At 41.7% G+C, this 18543-nt stretch carries 19 protein-coding genes; 9 read left to right on the top strand and 10 right to left on the bottom strand.

Features of this window, described 5'->3' with window-relative positions:
- Positions 1 to 140 precede the first annotated feature (140 nt).
- From ASF92_RS07285 to ASF92_RS07300, 4 genes are all read right to left on the bottom strand, one after another.
- On the bottom strand, positions 141 to 662 hold the full coding sequence (locus tag ASF92_RS07285) for a ferritin-like domain-containing protein (RefSeq protein ID WP_082489486.1): 522 nt from the start codon (positions 660 to 662) through the stop codon (positions 141 to 143).
- A 294-nt stretch (positions 663 to 956) separates the two neighbouring features.
- Positions 957 to 1661, bottom strand: a complete 705-nt coding sequence (locus ASF92_RS07290; RefSeq protein WP_056090119.1) for a DUF421 domain-containing protein — start codon at positions 1659 to 1661, stop codon at positions 957 to 959.
- Between the two features lie 2 nt (positions 1662 to 1663).
- Positions 1664 to 2362, bottom strand: coding sequence for a DUF421 domain-containing protein (locus ASF92_RS07295; protein ID WP_056090122.1), 699 nt, complete (start codon positions 2360 to 2362; stop codon positions 1664 to 1666).
- A 15-nt stretch (positions 2363 to 2377) separates the two neighbouring features.
- Positions 2378 to 2827, bottom strand: coding sequence for a hypothetical protein (locus tag ASF92_RS07300; RefSeq protein WP_157263772.1), 450 nt, complete (start codon positions 2825 to 2827; stop codon positions 2378 to 2380).
- Between the two features lie 433 nt (positions 2828 to 3260).
- Here ASF92_RS07300 and ASF92_RS07305 point away from each other — a divergent pair, with 433 nt between their 5' ends.
- Genes ASF92_RS07305 through ASF92_RS07315 form a run of 3 tightly spaced genes read left to right on the top strand, consistent with a single transcriptional unit; the run spans position 3261 to position 6215 of the window.
- Entirely contained in the window at positions 3261 to 4016 is a 756-nt protein-coding gene (locus ASF92_RS07305) for an SDR family oxidoreductase (RefSeq protein ID WP_056090126.1), read from the top strand.
- 15 nt (positions 4017 to 4031) lie between these two features.
- On the top strand, positions 4032 to 5129 hold the full coding sequence (locus tag ASF92_RS07310; RefSeq protein ID WP_056090130.1) for a lactonase family protein: 1098 nt from the start codon (positions 4032 to 4034) through the stop codon (positions 5127 to 5129).
- Positions 5130 to 5150: 21 nt separating this feature from the next.
- The gene (locus ASF92_RS07315; RefSeq protein WP_056090133.1) at positions 5151 to 6215 is read left to right on the top strand and encodes a zinc-binding dehydrogenase; all 1065 of its coding nucleotides are present in this window, start codon (positions 5151 to 5153) and stop codon (positions 6213 to 6215) included.
- A gap of 90 nt (positions 6216 to 6305) precedes the next feature.
- Here ASF92_RS07315 and ASF92_RS07320 read toward each other — a convergent pair whose 3' ends face one another.
- The 3 genes from ASF92_RS07320 to ASF92_RS07330 all read right to left on the bottom strand — a co-directional run bounded on the left by ASF92_RS07320 (position 6306) and on the right by ASF92_RS07330 (position 9305).
- Entirely contained in the window at positions 6306 to 8486 is a 2181-nt protein-coding gene (locus ASF92_RS07320; protein ID WP_056090136.1) for a hypothetical protein, read from the bottom strand.
- Positions 8487 to 8633: 147 nt separating this feature from the next.
- The gene (locus tag ASF92_RS07325; RefSeq protein WP_082489487.1) at positions 8634 to 9011 is read right to left on the bottom strand and encodes an SPW repeat protein; all 378 of its coding nucleotides are present in this window, start codon (positions 9009 to 9011) and stop codon (positions 8634 to 8636) included.
- A gap of 63 nt (positions 9012 to 9074) precedes the next feature.
- Positions 9075 to 9305, bottom strand: coding sequence for a hypothetical protein (locus tag ASF92_RS07330; RefSeq protein WP_056090142.1), 231 nt, complete (start codon positions 9303 to 9305; stop codon positions 9075 to 9077).
- Positions 9306 to 9682: 377 nt separating this feature from the next.
- Between ASF92_RS07330 and ASF92_RS07335 the strand changes: the two genes are divergently transcribed.
- Together ASF92_RS07335 and ASF92_RS07340 are read left to right on the top strand one after the other, a co-directional pair.
- Complete coding sequence (locus ASF92_RS07335; RefSeq protein WP_056090145.1) at positions 9683 to 10300, top strand: PAS domain-containing protein; 618 nt, start codon at positions 9683 to 9685, stop codon at positions 10298 to 10300.
- Positions 10301 to 10404: 104 nt separating this feature from the next.
- Complete coding sequence (locus ASF92_RS07340; RefSeq protein ID WP_157263774.1) at positions 10405 to 10800, top strand: response regulator; 396 nt, start codon at positions 10405 to 10407, stop codon at positions 10798 to 10800.
- A 286-nt stretch (positions 10801 to 11086) separates the two neighbouring features.
- On the opposite strand, the gene ASF92_RS07345 is transcribed toward ASF92_RS07340, so the two are convergent.
- A complete protein-coding gene (locus tag ASF92_RS07345) occupies positions 11087 to 11935 on the bottom strand; it encodes a hypothetical protein (RefSeq protein ID WP_056090150.1) in 849 nt (282 codons plus the stop codon).
- Positions 11936 to 12097: 162 nt separating this feature from the next.
- Between ASF92_RS07345 and ASF92_RS07350 the strand changes: the two genes are divergently transcribed.
- Positions 12098 to 14536: a mechanosensitive ion channel family protein gene (locus ASF92_RS07350; RefSeq protein WP_231729761.1), complete on the top strand. Its 2439-nt coding sequence runs from the start codon at positions 12098 to 12100 to the stop codon at positions 14534 to 14536.
- A gap of 211 nt (positions 14537 to 14747) precedes the next feature.
- On the opposite strand, the gene ASF92_RS07355 is transcribed toward ASF92_RS07350, so the two are convergent.
- Entirely contained in the window at positions 14748 to 15251 is a 504-nt protein-coding gene (locus ASF92_RS07355) for a DUF305 domain-containing protein (protein WP_231729762.1), read from the bottom strand.
- A 97-nt stretch (positions 15252 to 15348) separates the two neighbouring features.
- Between ASF92_RS07355 and ASF92_RS07360 the strand changes: the two genes are divergently transcribed.
- The 3 genes from ASF92_RS07360 to ASF92_RS07365 all read left to right on the top strand — a co-directional run bounded on the left by ASF92_RS07360 (position 15349) and on the right by ASF92_RS07365 (position 18054).
- Entirely contained in the window at positions 15349 to 16221 is an 873-nt protein-coding gene (locus ASF92_RS07360; RefSeq protein ID WP_231729763.1) for a TIGR00341 family protein, read from the top strand.
- A 51-nt stretch (positions 16222 to 16272) separates the two neighbouring features.
- The gene (locus ASF92_RS21365) at positions 16273 to 16686 is read left to right on the top strand and encodes a hypothetical protein (RefSeq protein WP_231729764.1); all 414 of its coding nucleotides are present in this window, start codon (positions 16273 to 16275) and stop codon (positions 16684 to 16686) included.
- 138 nt (positions 16687 to 16824) lie between these two features.
- Positions 16825 to 18054: a sodium:proton antiporter gene (locus tag ASF92_RS07365; RefSeq protein ID WP_082489488.1), complete on the top strand. Its 1230-nt coding sequence runs from the start codon at positions 16825 to 16827 to the stop codon at positions 18052 to 18054.
- Positions 18055 to 18076: 22 nt separating this feature from the next.
- Here the strand turns inward: ASF92_RS07365 and ASF92_RS07370 are convergent, their stop codons facing one another.
- Positions 18077 to 18505, bottom strand: coding sequence for an EamA family transporter (locus ASF92_RS07370; RefSeq protein WP_056090157.1), 429 nt, complete (start codon positions 18503 to 18505; stop codon positions 18077 to 18079).
- Positions 18506 to 18543: the final 38 nt, after the last annotated feature.

The following is an 18543-nucleotide window of genomic DNA, read 5'->3' on the forward strand; positions in this document are numbered from 1 at the left end:
CTGCTAACGTTAATTGAAGGGCTAATGAATTCCTGTTATTTTGAGTCTTGGATGTCCTGTGGAAAATCACGAACAGCAGTAACGTATTGCGGTTAATTCGGTTAGAAAAAAATGCCCTACCTTTTGGCAGGGCATTTTTTTTAGGCTGTAGCGCCTGTATTTGCTTCGCTCAATGCGATCTCCGTCAATAAATTATCGGTTTCTTTTTCTTCTGCAAGCGTCTCAGCCAGCAGTTGTTCTGCATCTGTATGCTCCATTAACTTTGCAAAAGTAACAAGGCATCCATAACTGGCGATCTCATAATGTTCTACTTTTTGCGCAGCCGTAATTAAGGCGGCATCCAATACCTGCGGGTCGTCACTAAAACTTTCGATTATTTCGTCAGCTTCGCCAAGAAGGCCTTCCATCGCTTTACATTTCTTTGCCCTCGGGCTCAGATTTAATGAACCAAAAACCTCCTTTAAGCGTTCAATCTGACCCTCAGTCTGCGCGTAATGTGTTTCAAATGCGTCTTTGAGTTTTTGCCCTTCAGCCGCAGCGGATAACTTCTTTAATCCCTTTAGCAACTGCTTTTCTGCTCCCAGTATATCCCGGAGCTCATCAACGAATAGTTCGTGAAGATGTCCATTCGGCATCTCCGCATCATTTTTCTGATTTGCCATATCTTTATATGTTTAATTTAAAATAAAACATTACTCTCAAAAAAAAGGTTTCAGGAATTTGAAAACTTTGAATTTTACGAATCACTCAGTCTTCCATTGTTTTTTTAGGTACATAGTATTATTTTATTGTAAATTCTCATAATAGGTAGTTTGATATTCAAGATTCTATAACGAACCTGCGGTGATCAATGTCAGTTTATCCGCTTGGTTACCGCTTGAATTTAGTTTTAAATCACTAACCAGACGCACAAAACAAGCACCGCTTTAAAAACAGATACCTGCAGGTTTTAGGCGTCATCGATTCGCATCCTTATGATTTCGCACGGCGTATACCCAAACATCTTTCTTGCAATTGTTGCATTTAGTAGCGTTCCTGCCGGGTTTATAGCTGCCACACCAGGCACATAACTCCTGCTCCGTTAGTGAATGGATTCTTTCAGACATTTCCTGGTCCCATTTTGGGATGCTGGACAACCCGGGTATTGGCGTGTTCATTTTTAGCAGACTAAAACTCCCGCCCGCCTCAAAGTATAAGCGCTTAACCATGCCCAGGTGGCTTATGCTCTCCGAACGTAACTGCGCTAATACTCTGTCTTGTGTTATACGCGTAAGCGCCATGGCTTGAACGTTCAACATACCGTCCTTGATTAGCATATTATATTTATCCTGCGTTGCGGCTTCAAATTTTATGTTTTTGGTTGCGATCCAGGCAATCAGCATTTGCAGTGAAATAATAACGCCCGCAATGACTACTGCCGGCAACAAGCCCCGGTCTGGATTCATTAATGGTACGCCGACGGCTGCTGCCAGGGATGCCACTGCAGCCATTTCATTTCGGCTTAACTGCGAAGACATTCTTTTACCCATCAACCGCATCGAAACCATTAATATCAGATAAATCGCTGCCGTACGGAGAATGACTTCAACAAAAAAATGAAAGGGCACCTCACCCAACAGGATGCGCTGGATATCTTCAAGCTTAATCTCGTATTCTTTCATGATTATTTATTTTGTAAAACGGCATAGCCCCAGTTTGTTTTATGGCAATTTGAACAGCTGTTTTCCGTATCCTGCGGATTCAAAGCCGGATTTCCGCATTGCTGGCATACGCTTAACTCACCAATAACTTTGAATTCACTACCGGCTTTTTCATCTGACGGTGGAAGCAGGCTTAAGCCGGGTTTTGGCTCCTCGAATTTAAAAATTGAAAAAATACCGCAGGCCTCCAGGTAAACCCGCTGTACCTCCCCAAGATTATAGATTTTGGAATTTCTTAGTACGGCGAACATTTGTTCCCGGGAGATTTTCATTTTATTAAGTTCATCCGCACACATTACGCCATTCCGGACAACCAACGACTCACTTCCCTGAGTTATTAATTCTATTTTATGGTTTTTTACGGCCAGGTAGGTAATGCCGCGCTGAAATATAAAAGCACAAAAAAGTACCAGAATACCTTGCAACAAGCCTTTATCGGGTATTTGCATTGGCACCGATACAATTGCTCCAAGGGTAAGCATCACAGCAAGTTCAGAGATGGTGAGCTGCCCGCCCATCCTTTTTCCCAATAACCTTAAGGTAATTAATAGAAAAAGGTAAATGATCACCGTTCTTATCAATACCTCCCATAAGAATTCTGTTGGTGCTGTACCGAAGAAAATGCGGTGCCAGTCGGCCCAATGTATTTCGTCTTTTTCCATTTTATTTACCTATTGCTATTGATCTGAAACTTGGTGTAGTTGATTTCTGATAGACTTTGGATTGAGCTGCCCGACGGATGTCATTAAAACATTAAATTTGTCGCTGGGAATGACTCCGGCTAAGGTGACTACGTCATTAGCTACTGAAACGGCAACGCCAGGGTATTTGGCTGCTACGCTATCCGCCTGCAATTTCAAGTCAAGGCTATGATCCAGTTTTACTGCACCAATTCCAATCTGGTCGCTCACCGCTTTAATCACATGTATACTCGCTATCTTTTCCCTGACCAATGCCCTGGAATGTTCGGTTGGGCAAAGGCCCCATAGGTACACCTTAGCATTGCTAACCATAAATACCACACCTGCAAAGTTGATGTCATCTTTCGCTTTACTTACTAAATCAGCCTTTATCTCCTGATCGCGCTTTTCTGCGCTGCACGAGACCAGGATCGAAAATAATATCATGAGCCCAAACGGCCGGATGCCACATGTTATAATCTTTTTCATTTTTTGCTTTAATTACATGCACAAACAGGGGGAATTTAATGTGCACTAAATGCTCAACATCATAATTTATCGACGGTTTGACTTAGTTATAAAACCCGTATTTCAATGGTGTGTCAACCGTATTTTATACGGTACGTTTAAATAGCTGAAGTTTATTTCGATGGGCCCATAAAAGACTGGCAGGCATTTCCGGGTAGTTAACCTCAAAAAACAGGTATTTTTTAAGTCAACAAACTTCATAATAAGTGGTTGTATTGTAAGGAACGCATGCAGAACGAACACATCAGGTTGGTGAGCAACTTAATTAACTTTACCTGAGCGATTAAACAGTAGACGTTGGCCTTTATCCGTTCCGATTGATATGAACTTTAAACAAAATATATAAAAACTTATGGAAGATTTTAATTCGTATTTCAGCAGCGCGTTTTTAGGCAAGAAAATAATGATTACCGGCGGCAGCACTGGAATTGGGCGCGCTACAGCGATATTATTGAGCTCGCTGGGGGCCAAATGCCTGATTTGCGGCAGGCACAGCGAGCAGGTTGATGAAACGCTGGCGGCAATAGAAGCAAAAAACAGGTATGATGCCATCGGAACGGTTGTGGACTTGTCGGCTAAAGATGATGTCGCCGATTTTTTCCGGGTAGCTGATGAACAACTCGGCGGCCTTGATATATTGATAAACAACGCGGCCTTGGGTTATGGAAGCATTCTTGAAGGCAATTATGAGGACTGGCAATACATTTTAAACACAAACCTTTTAGCTTACATGGCTTGTAGCAAAGAGGCCATTAGCAGGTTCGAGGGCAAAGGAAAGGGACAAATCATCAACATCGGATCGATGAGTGCCGATGTGAGAGAACAAAACAGTTCTGTATATGTAGCCACGAAATCGGCAATCCAGGGTTTTTCAGAATCGCTTAGAAAAGAAGTAAATGCTCTTGGTGTAAAGGTCTCTCTTATAGAACCTGGTGCTGTGGATACAGATATGCAGGAGGCGCCACAAGAAGAAAAGCTCGAACAGATAGAAAACCAGGAAATGTTGAGGGCAGAAGACATCGCATGGGCGGTTGCATTCTGTATCGCTCAACCACCTGCCTGCGACGTTGTCGATCTAAAAATACGCCCGCACTTACAAATTATATAATCATTAACGGTTATTATGATTGACAAGGGACGTATAGATTTGTTCATCGGTAATTATGCATCAGCAGAAGATGATTCTATTTTCAGGTATAGTTTTGATGGCTCGAACGGTCAGCTTAAATTGTTATCTTCGGTTGGCGGGATAGAGAACCCGTCGTACCTTATTGCAGATCATCGTCATAAACTGCTTTTTGCCATCAGCGAGAAAAAAGAAGGGACTCAATCGAAAATGGCAAGTTTCATCGTCGCGAATGAACAGCAGCCAATCATGCTAAGCGAGGTATCTTTTGAAGGTGCCGGCGCCTGCCACATTTCAATTCACACACATGCTAATATGACAATTTCGTCTAACTATGGAGGTGGCAGTCTGGCCGTGCTCCCTTTTGATTCCCAGGGAAAACTAGCCCAACCGGTTCAGCTGTTCAGGTTCGATGGCTCAGGGCCGAACCAGGAGCGGCAGGAACAGGCACATATCCACAGTTCGCTATTTTCCCCGGACCATAAAATGCTTTTTGTTGCAGATCTGGGCAGCGACCGGATTTACACCTACCATTACAACCAGTATGGTGTTCAACCCTTAAGCCCTACAGCGCCATCCTACATCGATTTGCCCGGCGGTGTTGGGCCCAGGCAGATGGTCTTTCACCCCAGTGGAGCCTGGTTTTATGTACTATGCGAACTCAGTGGCGATGTCTTTGTTTTCTACAGCAAAAAGTTCGACAAATGGTTATACCGGTATACGATAGCAACAGGCGATGAGCTGAAGAGCGGCGCGGAAGCCGGAGGCATAACAATTGACCAGCGTGGCAATTATTTATATACCAGTAATCGTGGTGAGGCCAATGTAATTGTTGTTTTTTCAATCAATAAAGAGTCGGGAATTTTAAAAGAAATACAAAGAATTCCCGCCGGCGGAGAGGGTCCCCGTCATTTGGCAATAGACCCTTCTGGCAGCTACCTGTTTTCTGCCAATGAAAAAGGGAACAACATCACCAGCTTCCATATAGAACGGGAGAACGGCAGACTAACCTATGCAGGCGTGGCAGCTGAAATTGGCGCACCCACTTGTCTGCAGTTTCTGGAAATGGCACCAAATACATTTGTTAACGATTAAAAATTAATTAAAATAACCAGCATGAGCAGTAAAATGAAAGCGGCTTTAAAAAAGTCAGACGGAACTTTCGAGGTACAAGAAGTAGATAGGGTTGAAATACCTGCACCGGATTGGGTATTGGCGAGAATTAAAGTGTCGGGCATATGCGGCACCGATCTCCGCCACTGGAAAAAACATGAACCTGAACTGGAGTGCAAAATTATGGGGCACGAACTTGCTGCGGAAGTTGTGGAGGTTGGGCCGGCCGTGAAAAATGTAAAACCGGGTGATCGGGTTGTGGTGGAAACCCTTTTGGGCGACGGCGACTGCGACTGGTGTAGGATACAACAATATAACCTCTGCCCTAACCTCTACAAAGTAAGGATGGAAACCGTTTCCAGGTCATTCGCAGAATATTTAATCGGTCCGGCCACAAAATTCCATATCCTGCCCGATAATGTAAGTGATGAAGAAGCCGCGCTTCTGGATACTTTTGCCGTTAGTTTGCATGCGCAGCAACTTAGCGGTCTGCATATCAATGACAAAGTCGCCATCATTGGTGGGGGTCCGATTGGCCTGGCACAATTGCAGCTTGCAAAAGCATCAGGAGCAGATGTGATTCTTTTTGATGTGGTTCCGAGCGCTTTGGAAATCGGCAAGGAATTGGGTGCGGATGAAGTTGTAAACATCGAGACGGAAGATGCGCTGGCGCGCCTAAAGAGATTCACTTTAGGCAGGGGCGCAGACATTACTTTCGAATGCGCCGGCGGCCCTTCCATGCCCATTACGCTTCCGCAGGCCGTTTCCTTTACACGCATCGGCGGTAAAGTAGTTGTAGTTGGCGGTTTCGAGGATGGCGACACGCCCATATCATTGAACTGGCAGCAAATGCAGAAGTCAGGTATCTCCCTTATTCCCAGTGCAAGCTATGGCTTCTGGGGTATTTATCCGGAAATGTCGCTATGCCTCGATCTGCTTTCCAAAGGTAAAATCAACGCAAAAAAGATGATTACCCACGCTTTTCCTTTAGATAAGATTAACGAAGCATTTGAAACTGCCCAAAACAAAAAAGATACCGGCGCCGTATTCATCGCACTTACAATGTAAAGGTGATACATTGTTCAATTTAGTCATTCGTTTAATATGTTGATAACACAATGTCATTTCATAGACCTTATGTTATCAATCTACTCACAACTACCAGCTTATTTTCACCTTACGATTACCGGCTAGACTATATTCCAGCATTTCCGGATTGTTTTTAACTGGAATAATTTTTTCTTTTTCAAGGAAAACTTCAAGTCGGTTATCCTCCGTTTTTCTGGGTTCCTGAAATAATATCATGAGCCTGCAACTCAGGCGCTCATCGCCGCCGGTAATAAATGAAGCCGATTTTCCTCGTTTCTGGAAATTAGATATCGGATAATCACAAAAAAGAATGAATGATTCATTTTTGATTTTATAATACTGCTGTGGGATGATGCCAAAAGCGATTCCCGCACCATATACCTCCTGTCCTACTTCTCCCGACTGCTCCCATCCGTCGTGAAGGTCTTCGAGCGCGATCCAGAGTTTAGGATCAATTTCGCCGGTTTTGATTTCATCGGCAATCATATCGCTTTTCAGCATGGGTGGATAATAATAAGCCACACGCCCCACCATATGCCTGATAAATTCGGCGATTAACAATCTTAATGATGGCAGAATCTCTATATCCTCTGCTTCATTGATATAGTCGTGAAGGGCAGAATATACTTCCTGCTCTTCATAAGCTGCGGTATAAGGCGCATCTTTAAGCGGGAAAACGCCGAAAAAAGTCGGAAAATTTTTTGCATTCCCATAATCACATTCCCAGAGCTGAACATTGTCGAACAGGGCCGCCAGACAAACATAGCTCAGTTCAAGATAGGTTTTATCCTTTGTTTCCTTATACAATCTAATCATGGCTCCCGCGGAGAACGCCGTATTATTGGCCTGGTAAAATAGCTCAAAACTTAGCCCTTTTAATTTATCTGCGGCTTTTTTAGCCTCTTCAAAAAACCTGGATTCTCCTGTTAATTTCCACATGCGTAGCATCAGGTCGGCATAGGTACCAGGAACGTCTTTTTCGCCACCCTGCCCTTCGGCGGTTTCTGCTTTAATGATGTCGAGTGTATCCATCTGATAAAATACGGGCCACTCGTAATCAAATTTTTGCGCCACCCTGATGACATAGTCGATTGAATTTAATAACATATCCTTCGCATTCTTATCGCCCCGTTCGCTCAGGCGTGCCAGATTCATTAAAGGATGATGCAGGTACCAGGAGTCCATTACACGTGGTTTTTTTTGCTCTTCAGAATGGTCGAGATTTTTCTCGGCCGCGGGTAGCCACCTTACGATTGTCCCCATATCTTCCTGATAAAAACTTTCTAAACCAGCCCTCAGCTCTTCAACCAATATGTGGCTTTTCTCACCTTTCCAATCGAGATAATCCAGCATTGGCATTAGTACGGCTAACTGTACCATTACTTCCGGAGGGCTTTTATAATCTGCTACATAAGCATTCAGATAGCTGTGTCCGCCGGCAAATGTCCAGCAACCTTTATGATAAGTCAGGTCATTTAAACCTTTTTCTACCGTATCCAGCCAGTTGTAGTAAAAACGCTCCGGGCGAGGCAGCTGTAAATAGGTGCTTGCCAGGTGATTCATATATTCTGTTGCAACTTCTACTGGATTAGCAGGTAATTGAGGCGAAAAAGTTACGAAGCCATCACTCAAACCATAGGTTTTACCTTTCTCCAAGGGCGCGTTTGTCGGCGGTAAATAAAAGCCTATTTCCGGCCATTCGCCGCCGACTGTTTCTCCCAAACTGCTCTTTGCTGTTTCACAATATTGGTTTAATGCTGTGAGGTTCTGGAAGTAAAACACCGAACCGGACTCACCGTCATTGAAAAATAGAATTCCAGAACGGGTACCCCTTTGATGGGTATGTATTTTACCTTCTTGTTTGATGTTTCCTTCTTCGTCGAAGCTTAAAATATCTTTGGGCCAATAGGGAATAAACAAGGGTATTTTCGGTGTTGCCTTAACCGTATACCTAAAGGATTTTGACTCCAGATCATGCAGTACCGTAACCTCATGAATGACGGTTGAACAAGCCAGAATGAAATTGATTTTGCTGTTTCCGTGATTAATCTTTTTGATGGTTAGTTTGCCCGAAGGTGAAAATGCACTGCGGAAAGCGATACGATTTCCATCGGGCCATTCTTTAACCAGCCATAGTGTATCGCTCGTTAAATAAGCGGACAACATAAGTTCTTTGGATAGTTCCGCTGTAGGTTTAAGTGATTTAAGCTCTGACTGGGCATTTGCCGCCCAAATGGAAATGGGTTTCATAAAAATTAAAGAAATTAGTAAAACAAAGTACTACAATACGCTCATTTGACATCAGAAAGGTTTACTACCATCTAATCGCCAATGAAGTTGAATTTCAGCTTTCCATAAGCGTTCGTCCAGAAGTCCACTCTATATCAAATCTTTGTACTACATACTCTGAGCACTATTAACACCTGTTAGTAAAGAATTACGCTGGGTGATTAAGCCCGATACGATTGCAAATAAGCCCATAATAACATGTGGCAAAAATACCTGCTCATGGAATCCAAACAACCATGGTGAAATGGCAAGGCAAAGCCCAAGAACCATATCCATGTCGAGATGGAAAGTCATTGGTAATCTTTTCCAAATTCCCAGTTCATAATTTGTAAATAGCGACAACACCAGGGTGCTGGCTGAGGCAATAAAAAAACAGATTGCTGCAGGAATTATTTCGGCAAAACCTAAAACAAAGGGTAACACAATCATAACTACGACCCAGAAATAGTCTATTAATCCATGAATTTTTCTCGGTATTTTACTCATATTATTTAGTTATTTATATCCCTTGTGATTACCATTCATAAGATGATAAACACATTATCCGAATCACTTAGCCCCTGACTGGCTGGGTTCGTCGCTGGAACCAGCTGTTCGTTCTGTTTGCTGACCTGACGCTCGCTGAACCGGCACCACATGATCGCCCTCCGCTCTTAACGCACCAAACTGCCCGCCACTAACATCCTCTTCGCTATCATTGAATTCATGCAGCCCAATACTCCAATCAATGTGCTTTTCTTGATTTATTATCTCTCGCTCGTTATTTTGGGTTGTTTTCATAATGTAGTTTTAACTATGATGATAACCTGCCTAAACCATCTCCGGTTTTTCAAATTGAAACAAAACGTATTTATACTAAATTTATCAGGTATTTCATTCCTTATGCGATAGGTGTGCATTTTTTGTTATAAATTACGGTTGAAGTCGAGTATTTTATAATTGAATAGCTGACTGGCGGGAACCGGAGGATGGAAAAATAATGCTGCTGATGAAAACAAAGCAGACCGAAATTGAAGTGTACAATACATTAGAAAGTATTATCCTGACTCCAGGCTTCCAATAGCATAAGCAGCAACAAATACCGATCTTTATTATTAATTAACTGGAAACGAAAAACTGCTTACAAATGCAGCCTGATTAATATAGTACAAAAATCTATGACAAACTTCTCTGAGACAAAAAAACTGCTGGAGCGATCAAACTCCTTTTACATTATAACCGCTGGAATGGATGGTAATTATTCTTATGTTAATGAGCATTATTCACGCCAATTCAATTACATCCATGAAAATTTCGTTGGCCAACCATACTACATCACCATGCATGAAGACGATAGGGAAATTTGCAGTGAGGTTTCTTTAAAATGCTTTCAAAATCCCGGCTCGCTATTTCCGGCAATTATCAGAAAACATGATGGCGAAGGAGGCTATATATATACACAGTGGGAATACCAGGCTATGTTTGATGAGCAGGGAAATCCGGAAGGTATATTTTGTCTAGGTTTCAATATAACAGAATTTGTTGCGCACAAAGCACTTTTAGACGGCGCTATGGATCAGATCCGGCAAAAATCCCATCTTCTAAATAAGATCGCATTTAACCAATCGCACCTAATCCGTGCGCCTTTAACCAATATTCTTTCCTTAGTACCTTTATTACAAAAGTATACGCACGATAAACAGAGCTTATCATTGTGCAATATGATTTATGAAAGTGCGGTGAACCTCGACAATTCGGTCAGGTCTATTGTATCTAATATTGATGAAGAATCTTAGCTTCCGCAAGTAAATATCCATTAAAACAAACCAAGTCGGAATAGATTTGTTATTGAATAAAAAAATTTTCAGATTAAAAGCCTTATAGATTGCGTTATAAAATTTTGATAGTAGACGATGATGAAATCGCCCTTTTTCTACATGAAATGGTTGTAGGCGATTGTGGTCCGATAGATGATGCAGAAACATTTTCATCAGCAGAAACTGCACTTTCGTACCTTGGCGATATTAATGACGGTTCTTGTGAGTACCTTATATTGCTTGATATCAACATGCCTCAGATGAATGGATGGGAATTTGCGGAAGTTGTAAAAAACCATCCCTTGCGCGAAAAGATTAAAATCGTGATGGTGAGCTCATCTGTAGAAAAGAAAGACATCGAACGTGCCGATTCATCTGTTGTTATAGATGATTATCTGATTAAACCATTGCGCGAAGAACAAATTTTAACGCTTAAAGAACAACCAAAATTTCGTGCTTTTTTTAATGACCATCAATAGGCTGTAGACCAAGAATGTTAATGCCCATTCGCCTTGCTTCTCACATTGTATTAAAAAAGGGCAAACAATTTAATGTCTACCCCTTACCTATACCAAAATAATCTATCGCTTGTGACGCTCTCACCTTTCACATTACAAATGTAGCGTGTATTTGGTATGCTTTCTTCATTCCAATTGTTCATTTTACCTCACTAAACTGTTCATTTTCTGTTCAACTTGCTTTAGCGGCAGCAGCTTCATGAATACTCATTGATGTTAGGCCGTAGCCATTTAGAGTATTCCCTCGTTATTTACGATAAAGAGGACACCTTTTCATTAAGTATTCCAAAGGGCCGCTGTAAGATCCATCTGTATTGCTTAAGAAAGCTTTATGTCGCTCATTGTAAATACTGGCGTTATTGTCCATGTAGATCTGAAGGCTTACACTAACATCATAACGTTGCGCCGAACTGCTATTAGAAGAACTATAACTCGATATTCCCTTCACTTTCTCACCCTCATTCCGCTTGATTTTAGTATCATCGCTAGTAGCCGTAGTACTTGTTGAATAGCCTTTGTTCTGAGTAACGGTTCCGTCGATTATGTATTCCACACCAAGGATATCACAGAGGTTTTTCATGGTGAAACCTATCATTTTATCCCTGGTCGCTCCCGCCTGAATTAAAGCCGCATTCGTTGTACGGGGATCAATTATTATATAACCAGCCGAATGCTGACGAAGTAAACCGTAGGCATCCTGCTGTGCTTTTAAACCTATAGCTTCTGCTCCGGGTTGATTATCCATCAAAAAAGTGAAAGGAAGAATCGCAATTCTATTATGGTGATCTGCCGGGGTCGCACTCATTATAATTTGATCTTTTTGCCTCGTGTCAGTAGGCATATTTGTTGAAGAAAAAGTTTCTACCCGGCCACTAGAATGTACAATTTGCGAAATGTCTGCTTTTTTAATCACATATTCTGCAGTCTCTCCGAGATAAACAAAAGAAACATCAGCGTCTGTGACCCTGATAATTTTTCCTTTGAGTTCCTCCCCGTCAGACTTTCTAATAAGATCAACTTTTGCTTCTGATTGATTTTGTGCAAAGCCGCATACCCCAATTAATACATACAAAACTAAAAGATAGATTTTTTTCATAGCTTATAGATTTCCGTAAATTTAATCAAAACTACGTATTATTTAAATTAACATGCCAATTGATTGCTTTATTTCAATCCGTTTGTGATCCTTTATTTTTTTCGGTATTATTGATTAATGAATGCCCATCATCCCCACCTCAAGAACATCGTAATTTTTTTAATGACCTTGAGCGGTATTCTCTTTGGCATAAGCGCTTTCTCTCAAAACAATAATCGACCTGTTAAAAAACCGGACAGTGTAAAAGCCCGACAAGAAACATTTCTAGAGAAAATGCGGGCATTGGCAAGTAAATCTGCCAAGGAAAGCAGGGAGGATTTCAAGACAGATAACATTTCTCTTATACAACTCAAAGTCATCAATGAAATCCGGGTAAATACGCAAAATGCAAAGGCATACCTTAAAACGTCCTCTGATACCGCCGGTATAAAAAATTACCTCGCCAAACTTAAATCTGTTTTTAAGATTGCATCTGAGGGTGTGTTTACAAACGTTGGTTCGATCCAAACCTACCGAAACTTAGCCTCGACGAAACGGATTTTGAGGGAACTTTTAGAAACGACTACAAGAATAAAGAAAAACCTGGATGCCAGACAAGAGGCATTTACTGGATATCATTACAAACTTGATTCATTGTCGACCATTCCGGAGCTTTTTGCTCTCCCAAAAGATTCAGCATCCGTGGCCGATTATTTAAAAACCCTTGGAACTGTTGCCTATGAGACAGCCCCTATGGATTCTATTTTGAAAGCCCGGAGCCTGCAGATTCAGAAACAATTGAACACCTATAATTTAGCCATCAGTCAGCTTACCAATAGTATTGAACAAGCGGAACAGTATGAGCGTTCAATGGCGTCCAATACACTAAATCGTGAGTTACCATACATCTGGCAACATCCTAAACATTTTCGTGATTTTAAGGAAATCATCAAATTTTCTCTTGAAAAAAATCTGCTTACATTGAAATATTACGTGGGTAATAATCTGAGTAAGCTTGTTGTAATTCTTCTTTTGGTTTTCTGCTCTTTTTTGTACCTGAGCGCATTAAGAAATATCTATACGCGCAAAGGCCTTCTTAAAGACGACATGGATGGTCAGCTCGTTATCCGTTATCCCTTATTATCAGCGATAGTAATCGTATTGAGTTTATTTCAGTTTATCCTTATCTCCCCCCCATTTACACTTAGCCTGATAATTTGGGTAATTAGCATTATATCCCTTACTGTCCTGTTTAAAAATTTTATCACCAACTACTGGATGAAAGTATGGCTGTTCATGGTCTTGCTACTTTTAGTTTCCTCATTTAGTAATATTTTACTGCAAGCCTCGCGAGATGAACGGTGGCTTATGCTTGGATTCTCAGTCGTGGGTGCATGCACAGGTATAGTCATACTTATGCAGAAAAAATACTCCGAGCTAAAAGAAAAATGGATTTGCTATTCCATTTACGTCATGGTGTTATTTGAAGCCGCTTCCGCATTATTAAATATCTATGGTCGGTTCAATCTTTCTAAAACGCTATTTCTGGTTGGCTTTTTAAACGTAGTCATATCTATTCTTTTCTTATGGGTAGTTAGATTCATAAATGAAGGGCTTCTCTTAGCCTTCGATGTTTACACGGTGCAGGACAGAAAACTTTTCTACCTCAACTTTGGAAAGGTTGGAAGTAAAGCACCTGCGATTTTATATTTTCTTTTAGTTTTGGGATGGTTGGTGATTATTGGACACAATTTTCCACAATTCGATTTGCTCTCCACCCCATTCCTGGAGCTTTTGGACCGTGAACGCCAAATTGGAGACTACAGCTTCAATATCAATGGGCTTTTACTGTTTTTCGGTATTATGGTCATCGCCGTCATCGCATCAAAAATTGTCTCCTTTTTTACCTCCGACGACCATCTGGTAAACAGCAAGAATGAACAGTCTGCAAAAAAAGGATTAGGAAGCTGGGTACTCTTGGTAAGACTGGTAATACTTTGCATAGGTCTTTTTCTGGCCTTAGCGGCTGCGGGAATTCCACTCGATAAGATTACCATTGTTATAGGTGCATTGGGAGTAGGAATTGGTTTTGGCTTGCAGACATTAGTGAATAACTTGGTAAGCGGACTAATAATTGCTTTTGAGAAACCAGTAAACGTAGGCGATGTGGTGGATGTAGATGGGCAGGGCGGCACTATGAAATCCATAGGATTCCGCAGCAGCGTAATTAGCACCTTTGATGGCGGAGATCTGGTGATGCCAAACGGCGACCTGTTAAATTCACATCTAATGAACTGGACATTAGCCGGAGGTCGAAGGCGGATATCTATTGATATCGGCGTGAGCTATGAAACCGACCTGAAAAAATGTAAAAACCTGATTATCGGAATCCTGGAAAGCGAAGAACGGGTGTTAAACAATCCGAAGCCTGTGGTGCAATTTGAACAATTCGGAGAAAATTCCATTGAACTTAAAATATTGATCTGGACTAGAAACTTGAAGGAAAACAGTTCAACAAAAAGTGATCTAATCATTACTATAAATGAATCTTTCAAACAAAACGGCATTAAAATTCCTTTCAGTCAACAGGAAATTTACCTGCACAGTCCTAATGGATTATAAACTCAGTAGAGCTTTCAAATACACTAATTCCTTTACCATTCCGGCAACGCATTCGTTCCTGCCTGAAATTATTTGCGTTCCATATCACCTGGCTCATCCAGACTAGAGACATTAAATAATTGGGCGCACATGCCATATTTATATTGGAGGGTGTTTGCTATGGTTTGACACAGTAATCATGGAACGTATTGGCTTTGAAACTGTTACTTATTTATTTACCTGCGTCTGTTTTTCCTTGATGCAACCGTTTCAGCATAGTCTTCATCTCCCTGATTTCTTTTTCTTGTGAAGCTATAATGGATAAAGAAAGTTTTTTAAGCTCAAGGTCCTGAATATCGGCATGACGGCTCGTCATGATGGCAGAAGAATGGTGGGGAATCATCGCCTTGATGTACTGGGCATCGGTAACCGCAATCTGGCTGCGAAGCATCCAGAAGCTTAAAAGAAATACCGCAGATGAGAAGATGTAGATGATCCTGTTTAGTCGCTTGTTTTGATACATTGCAGGCATCAGTGATAGCATCAGTATGGCCATGGGTGCTATCATGAGAAAGGTCATGTAGGTTCTTGTGACGCTTAGATAAATATGATCTGCCTGGTCGACATTTAAAAACATAACGCCGTACATTATAATAAAAGAAAGGCAAAGCATTAGCCCAAAGGTTTTGTAGCTGTTGGTCTTCATGGTAATCCTATTTTGTAAAATGTTATACAATTCAAACAGTTTAGCTATGTAAATGTTTAGAACATGCCGGATTGTTCACCATTCTGTATGGTAAATCAGTTGCAGATTAAGACAAAAAAAGGGATACATGCAAGACGAAAACGATACTGTGCAAGGCGCACTGCGAACATTCTTCTCCAAGCGCTTCAATCTGAATCTGGGGAAGGCAAATGAAGAAGAGGTAGTGAATTCCATCTCCAGGAATTCTGTATTTTTGGGGGGGCCGCTCTGGACCCTCATTTTTGCCATCATTATCGCTTCAGTAGGGCTGAATGTAAACTCCACCGCAGTGATTATTGGCGCTATGCTGATTTCTCCACTTATGGGACCGATCATGGGAATAGGCCTTGGTATAGGTACAAACGATTTCGAGCTCGTTAAGAGAGGTGGTAGAAACCTGCTTATTGCTACCATCATTAGTATAGTCACTTCGACCATATATTTTTATATCACTCCACTTCATGAAGCCCAGAGCGAGCTTCTCGCGAGAACCACACCATCCATATGGGATGTATTTATAGCTTTCACAGGTGGGCTGGCAGGCATCATTGCTGCTACCAGGAAAGACAAGAGTAATGTTGTACCAGGTGTGGCTATTGCTACAGCGCTGATGCCACCGCTTTGCACAGCTGGCTATGGGCTTGCTATGGGCAACTGGCCTTTTTTCTTTGGCGCCTTATATTTATTTTTCATCAACAGCCTTTTTATCTGCATCTCGACCTATCTTATCGTAAGATTTTTGAAGTTTAACAAAAAACATTTTGAGGATGCTGGGGTGGAAAAGAAGGTTTCGAGATATATTCTTATCAGTGTGCTTGTCACCGTTATTCCCAGTATATATCTTGCCTACGGAATTGTTCAAAAGAGTATTTTTGAAAATAATGCACAGACCTTCATTCGTGAGCAGTTTAACTTTACAACTACCCAGGTAATTAACCGGAATCTTCGTTACGGCAAATGAGAAAAAGAGATAGATCTGTTATTGATAGGGGAAGAACTTCCAGAGAATAAATTGGACTCAATAAAAGGTAATTTAAAAAAATATAAACTAGATGGAACTACCTTGAAGGTAAGGCAGGGCCTTAATGCCAGGCAGGAAATTGACTTTTCCCAGATTAAGGCCAGTATAATGGAAGACGTCTTCAAGAAAGGAAATCAGTCTGGTACTCCGGTAAAAGTTGATAAGCTTTCCCGACCCCTGCCCGACATTAGTTCTGAACTCATTGCTCTTTTCCCGGAAATCAAAAGCTATTCACTTTCCAATACGGTAATAAACAGGCTGGATAGCCAAAGTAAGGACACCCTTACCCTTTTTAATGTGGAAGTATCCAGGGTGCCAAGTCCCGCGAGTCAGGTAAAAATCCGTTCCTGGCTTAAGAGTCGGCTAAAAGTCGATTCGTTAAGGGCAATTTATAGTAGCAATTGATGCGATATCAGACAAAGAAAATAGCATAATATTTTTGCTATTGGATTTGAAAAATAAGAAAATGAATATTATAATATAACGTCTAAAGACCTCCTAACGGAACGCTTCGTTTTTTAATAAATTAATATAAAATACTAAATGATGAACCAATACATACTATTAATGCTGATTGCGGGCGTTGCCAGTATTGGTATGGCCTTTATTCCCGCTCTGGCCAAAAAACTAGGAATATCCTATGCTATTGTGTATGTTGCTATCGGCGTTTTAATATATTTGATATGGCCGGAAGTGTTGCCCTCTCCTCTTCCGCAGAAAGATAACAGCCTTGTGGTACATCTGACAGAACTCATCGTTATTATCTCGCTAATGGGTACAGGGATTAAGATTGATCGAAGTTTTTCCTTCAGAAAATGGTCTACACCGCTCAGGCTGATATTCATCGCCATGATATTAGCCATATTAATTTCTGCTTTGCTGGGTGTCTTCTTTCTTGAACTAAATCTATCCGCTGCCATACTACTCGCCGCGGTTCTTGCGCCGACAGATCCGGTTCTGGCCGCCGATGTACAGGTTGGGCCGCCAAATGAGCGTGGCAAATCCGAGCCCCGTTTTGCATTGACCTCGGAGGCAGGGCTCAATGACGGACTGGCATTTCCGTTTACCTGGTTAGCTATCGTTATAGCCTCGCAAGGAATCAGTTCATCCTCCATATGGCACTGGACATGGTTCTACCTAATTTATAAAATTGCCGGAGGCCTCGTTATAGGCTGGCTATGCGGTAAAATGGTGGGCTACCTGGTATTCTCTATTTCGGAAAAATATCGTTTACTAAAAGCTTCTGACGGATTTCTTGCCATATCCCTAACCTTTATTACCTACGCCATAACCGAATCATTCCATGCCTACGGGTTTATCGCCGTATTTATTGCCGGACTGACGCTGCGGCATTATGAGAAAGGCCATGATTATCATCAGCAATTACATTCCTTCACCGACCAGATGGAAAGGATGCTTCTTGCCGTGCTGCTGATTTTTTTCGGCGGTTCCCTGGTTGGCGGCATATTGGTACCCCTGACCTTTAAAATGGCGCTGGTATCACTGGGATTTGTCGTTCTGGTGAGACCTATTGTTTCTTACATATCCCTTTTGGGAAACTCAACCCCCTTAAGGGAAAAATTTGCAATCAGTTTCTTCGGTATTCGAGGTATGGGGTCAATATATTACCTGGCCTTTGCTTTTGGGGAAGTAAAATTTGAGCACCAGGATGCGCTCTGGGCCATTGTAGCCTTCACCATACTAATCTCCATCATTCTCCACGGTCTTACGGCAGCTCCGGTTATGCAACGTATTGGAAACAAAGAAGCATAAGTTAATCATAGATGATGCAAGGTTATTCCCCCTGGTCGGACAAAGCAATCAATATGGCTCCCGCGAGCATCACTGTTCCACCGAGTATAATCTGCCAGGTTAATTTCTCCTTTAAAAAGACAACGGAGAGCACAATTGCGATTACGAGGGACATCCTCTCTACTGTAGCCACATAGGATGCCGGCCCGATTGACAGCGCCTTATAGGAGAATAGCGTAGAGAGCGATGTAAAGATACCCGCAGCAATCAGGAAAATCCATGCGTTTTTTTCAATTGCCTTCCAGGAACTAAAATTCCCCTGGAAAAGCACAACACCCCAGGTAATCAATAGTATTAGTATCGCCTGAATGGCAAAGGCCAGACTGGGGTCGACATTTTTCAGTCCGGCTTTAGTGAGCACAATGACCAATGCTGCCGAAACTGCGGCCAGTACCGCCCATACAATCCACATAATATTTCTTTTTAAAAGAGAACAAACAAGCGGCCAAA

Origin of the sequence: Pedobacter sp. Leaf176 (genome assembly GCF_001424305.1) — a bacterium.
Lineage (GTDB): Bacteria > Bacteroidota > Bacteroidia > Sphingobacteriales > Sphingobacteriaceae > Pedobacter.

Excerpts from the sequence above, each read along its gene's own strand:
- ASF92_RS07290 (WP_056090119.1), bottom strand. The coding sequence starts at position 1,661 with ATGAAAGAATACGAGATTAAGCTTGAAGATATCCAGCGCATCCTGTTG.
- ASF92_RS07365 (WP_082489488.1), top strand. The coding sequence starts at position 16,825 with ATGATGAACCAATACATACTATTAATGCTGATTGCGGGCGTTGCCAGT.
- ASF92_RS07370 (WP_056090157.1), bottom strand. The coding sequence starts at position 18,505 with ATGTGGATTGTATGGGCGGTACTGGCCGCAGTTTCGGCAGCATTGGTC.
- ASF92_RS07315 (WP_056090133.1), top strand. The coding sequence starts at position 5,151 with ATGAGCAGTAAAATGAAAGCGGCTTTAAAAAAGTCAGACGGAACTTTC.
- ASF92_RS07350 (WP_231729761.1), top strand. The coding sequence starts at position 12,098 with ATGACCTTGAGCGGTATTCTCTTTGGCATAAGCGCTTTCTCTCAAAAC.
- ASF92_RS07345 (WP_056090150.1), bottom strand. The coding sequence starts at position 11,935 with ATGAAAAAAATCTATCTTTTAGTTTTGTATGTATTAATTGGGGTATGC.
- ASF92_RS07335 (WP_056090145.1), top strand. The coding sequence starts at position 9,683 with ATGACAAACTTCTCTGAGACAAAAAAACTGCTGGAGCGATCAAACTCC.
- ASF92_RS07325 (WP_082489487.1), bottom strand. The coding sequence starts at position 9,011 with ATGAGTAAAATACCGAGAAAAATTCATGGATTAATAGACTATTTCTGG.
- ASF92_RS07360 (WP_231729763.1), top strand. The coding sequence starts at position 15,349 with ATGCAAGACGAAAACGATACTGTGCAAGGCGCACTGCGAACATTCTTC.
- ASF92_RS07295 (WP_056090122.1), bottom strand. The coding sequence starts at position 2,362 with ATGGAAAAAGACGAAATACATTGGGCCGACTGGCACCGCATTTTCTTC.
- ASF92_RS07310 (WP_056090130.1), top strand. The coding sequence starts at position 4,032 with ATGATTGACAAGGGACGTATAGATTTGTTCATCGGTAATTATGCATCA.
- ASF92_RS07305 (WP_056090126.1), top strand. The coding sequence starts at position 3,261 with ATGGAAGATTTTAATTCGTATTTCAGCAGCGCGTTTTTAGGCAAGAAA.
- ASF92_RS07320 (WP_056090136.1), bottom strand. The coding sequence starts at position 8,486 with ATGAAACCCATTTCCATTTGGGCGGCAAATGCCCAGTCAGAGCTTAAA.
- ASF92_RS07300 (WP_157263772.1), bottom strand. The coding sequence starts at position 2,827 with ATGATATTATTTTCGATCCTGGTCTCGTGCAGCGCAGAAAAGCGCGAT.
- ASF92_RS07330 (WP_056090142.1), bottom strand. The coding sequence starts at position 9,305 with ATGAAAACAACCCAAAATAACGAGCGAGAGATAATAAATCAAGAAAAG.
- ASF92_RS07285 (WP_082489486.1), bottom strand. The coding sequence starts at position 662 with ATGGCAAATCAGAAAAATGATGCGGAGATGCCGAATGGACATCTTCAC.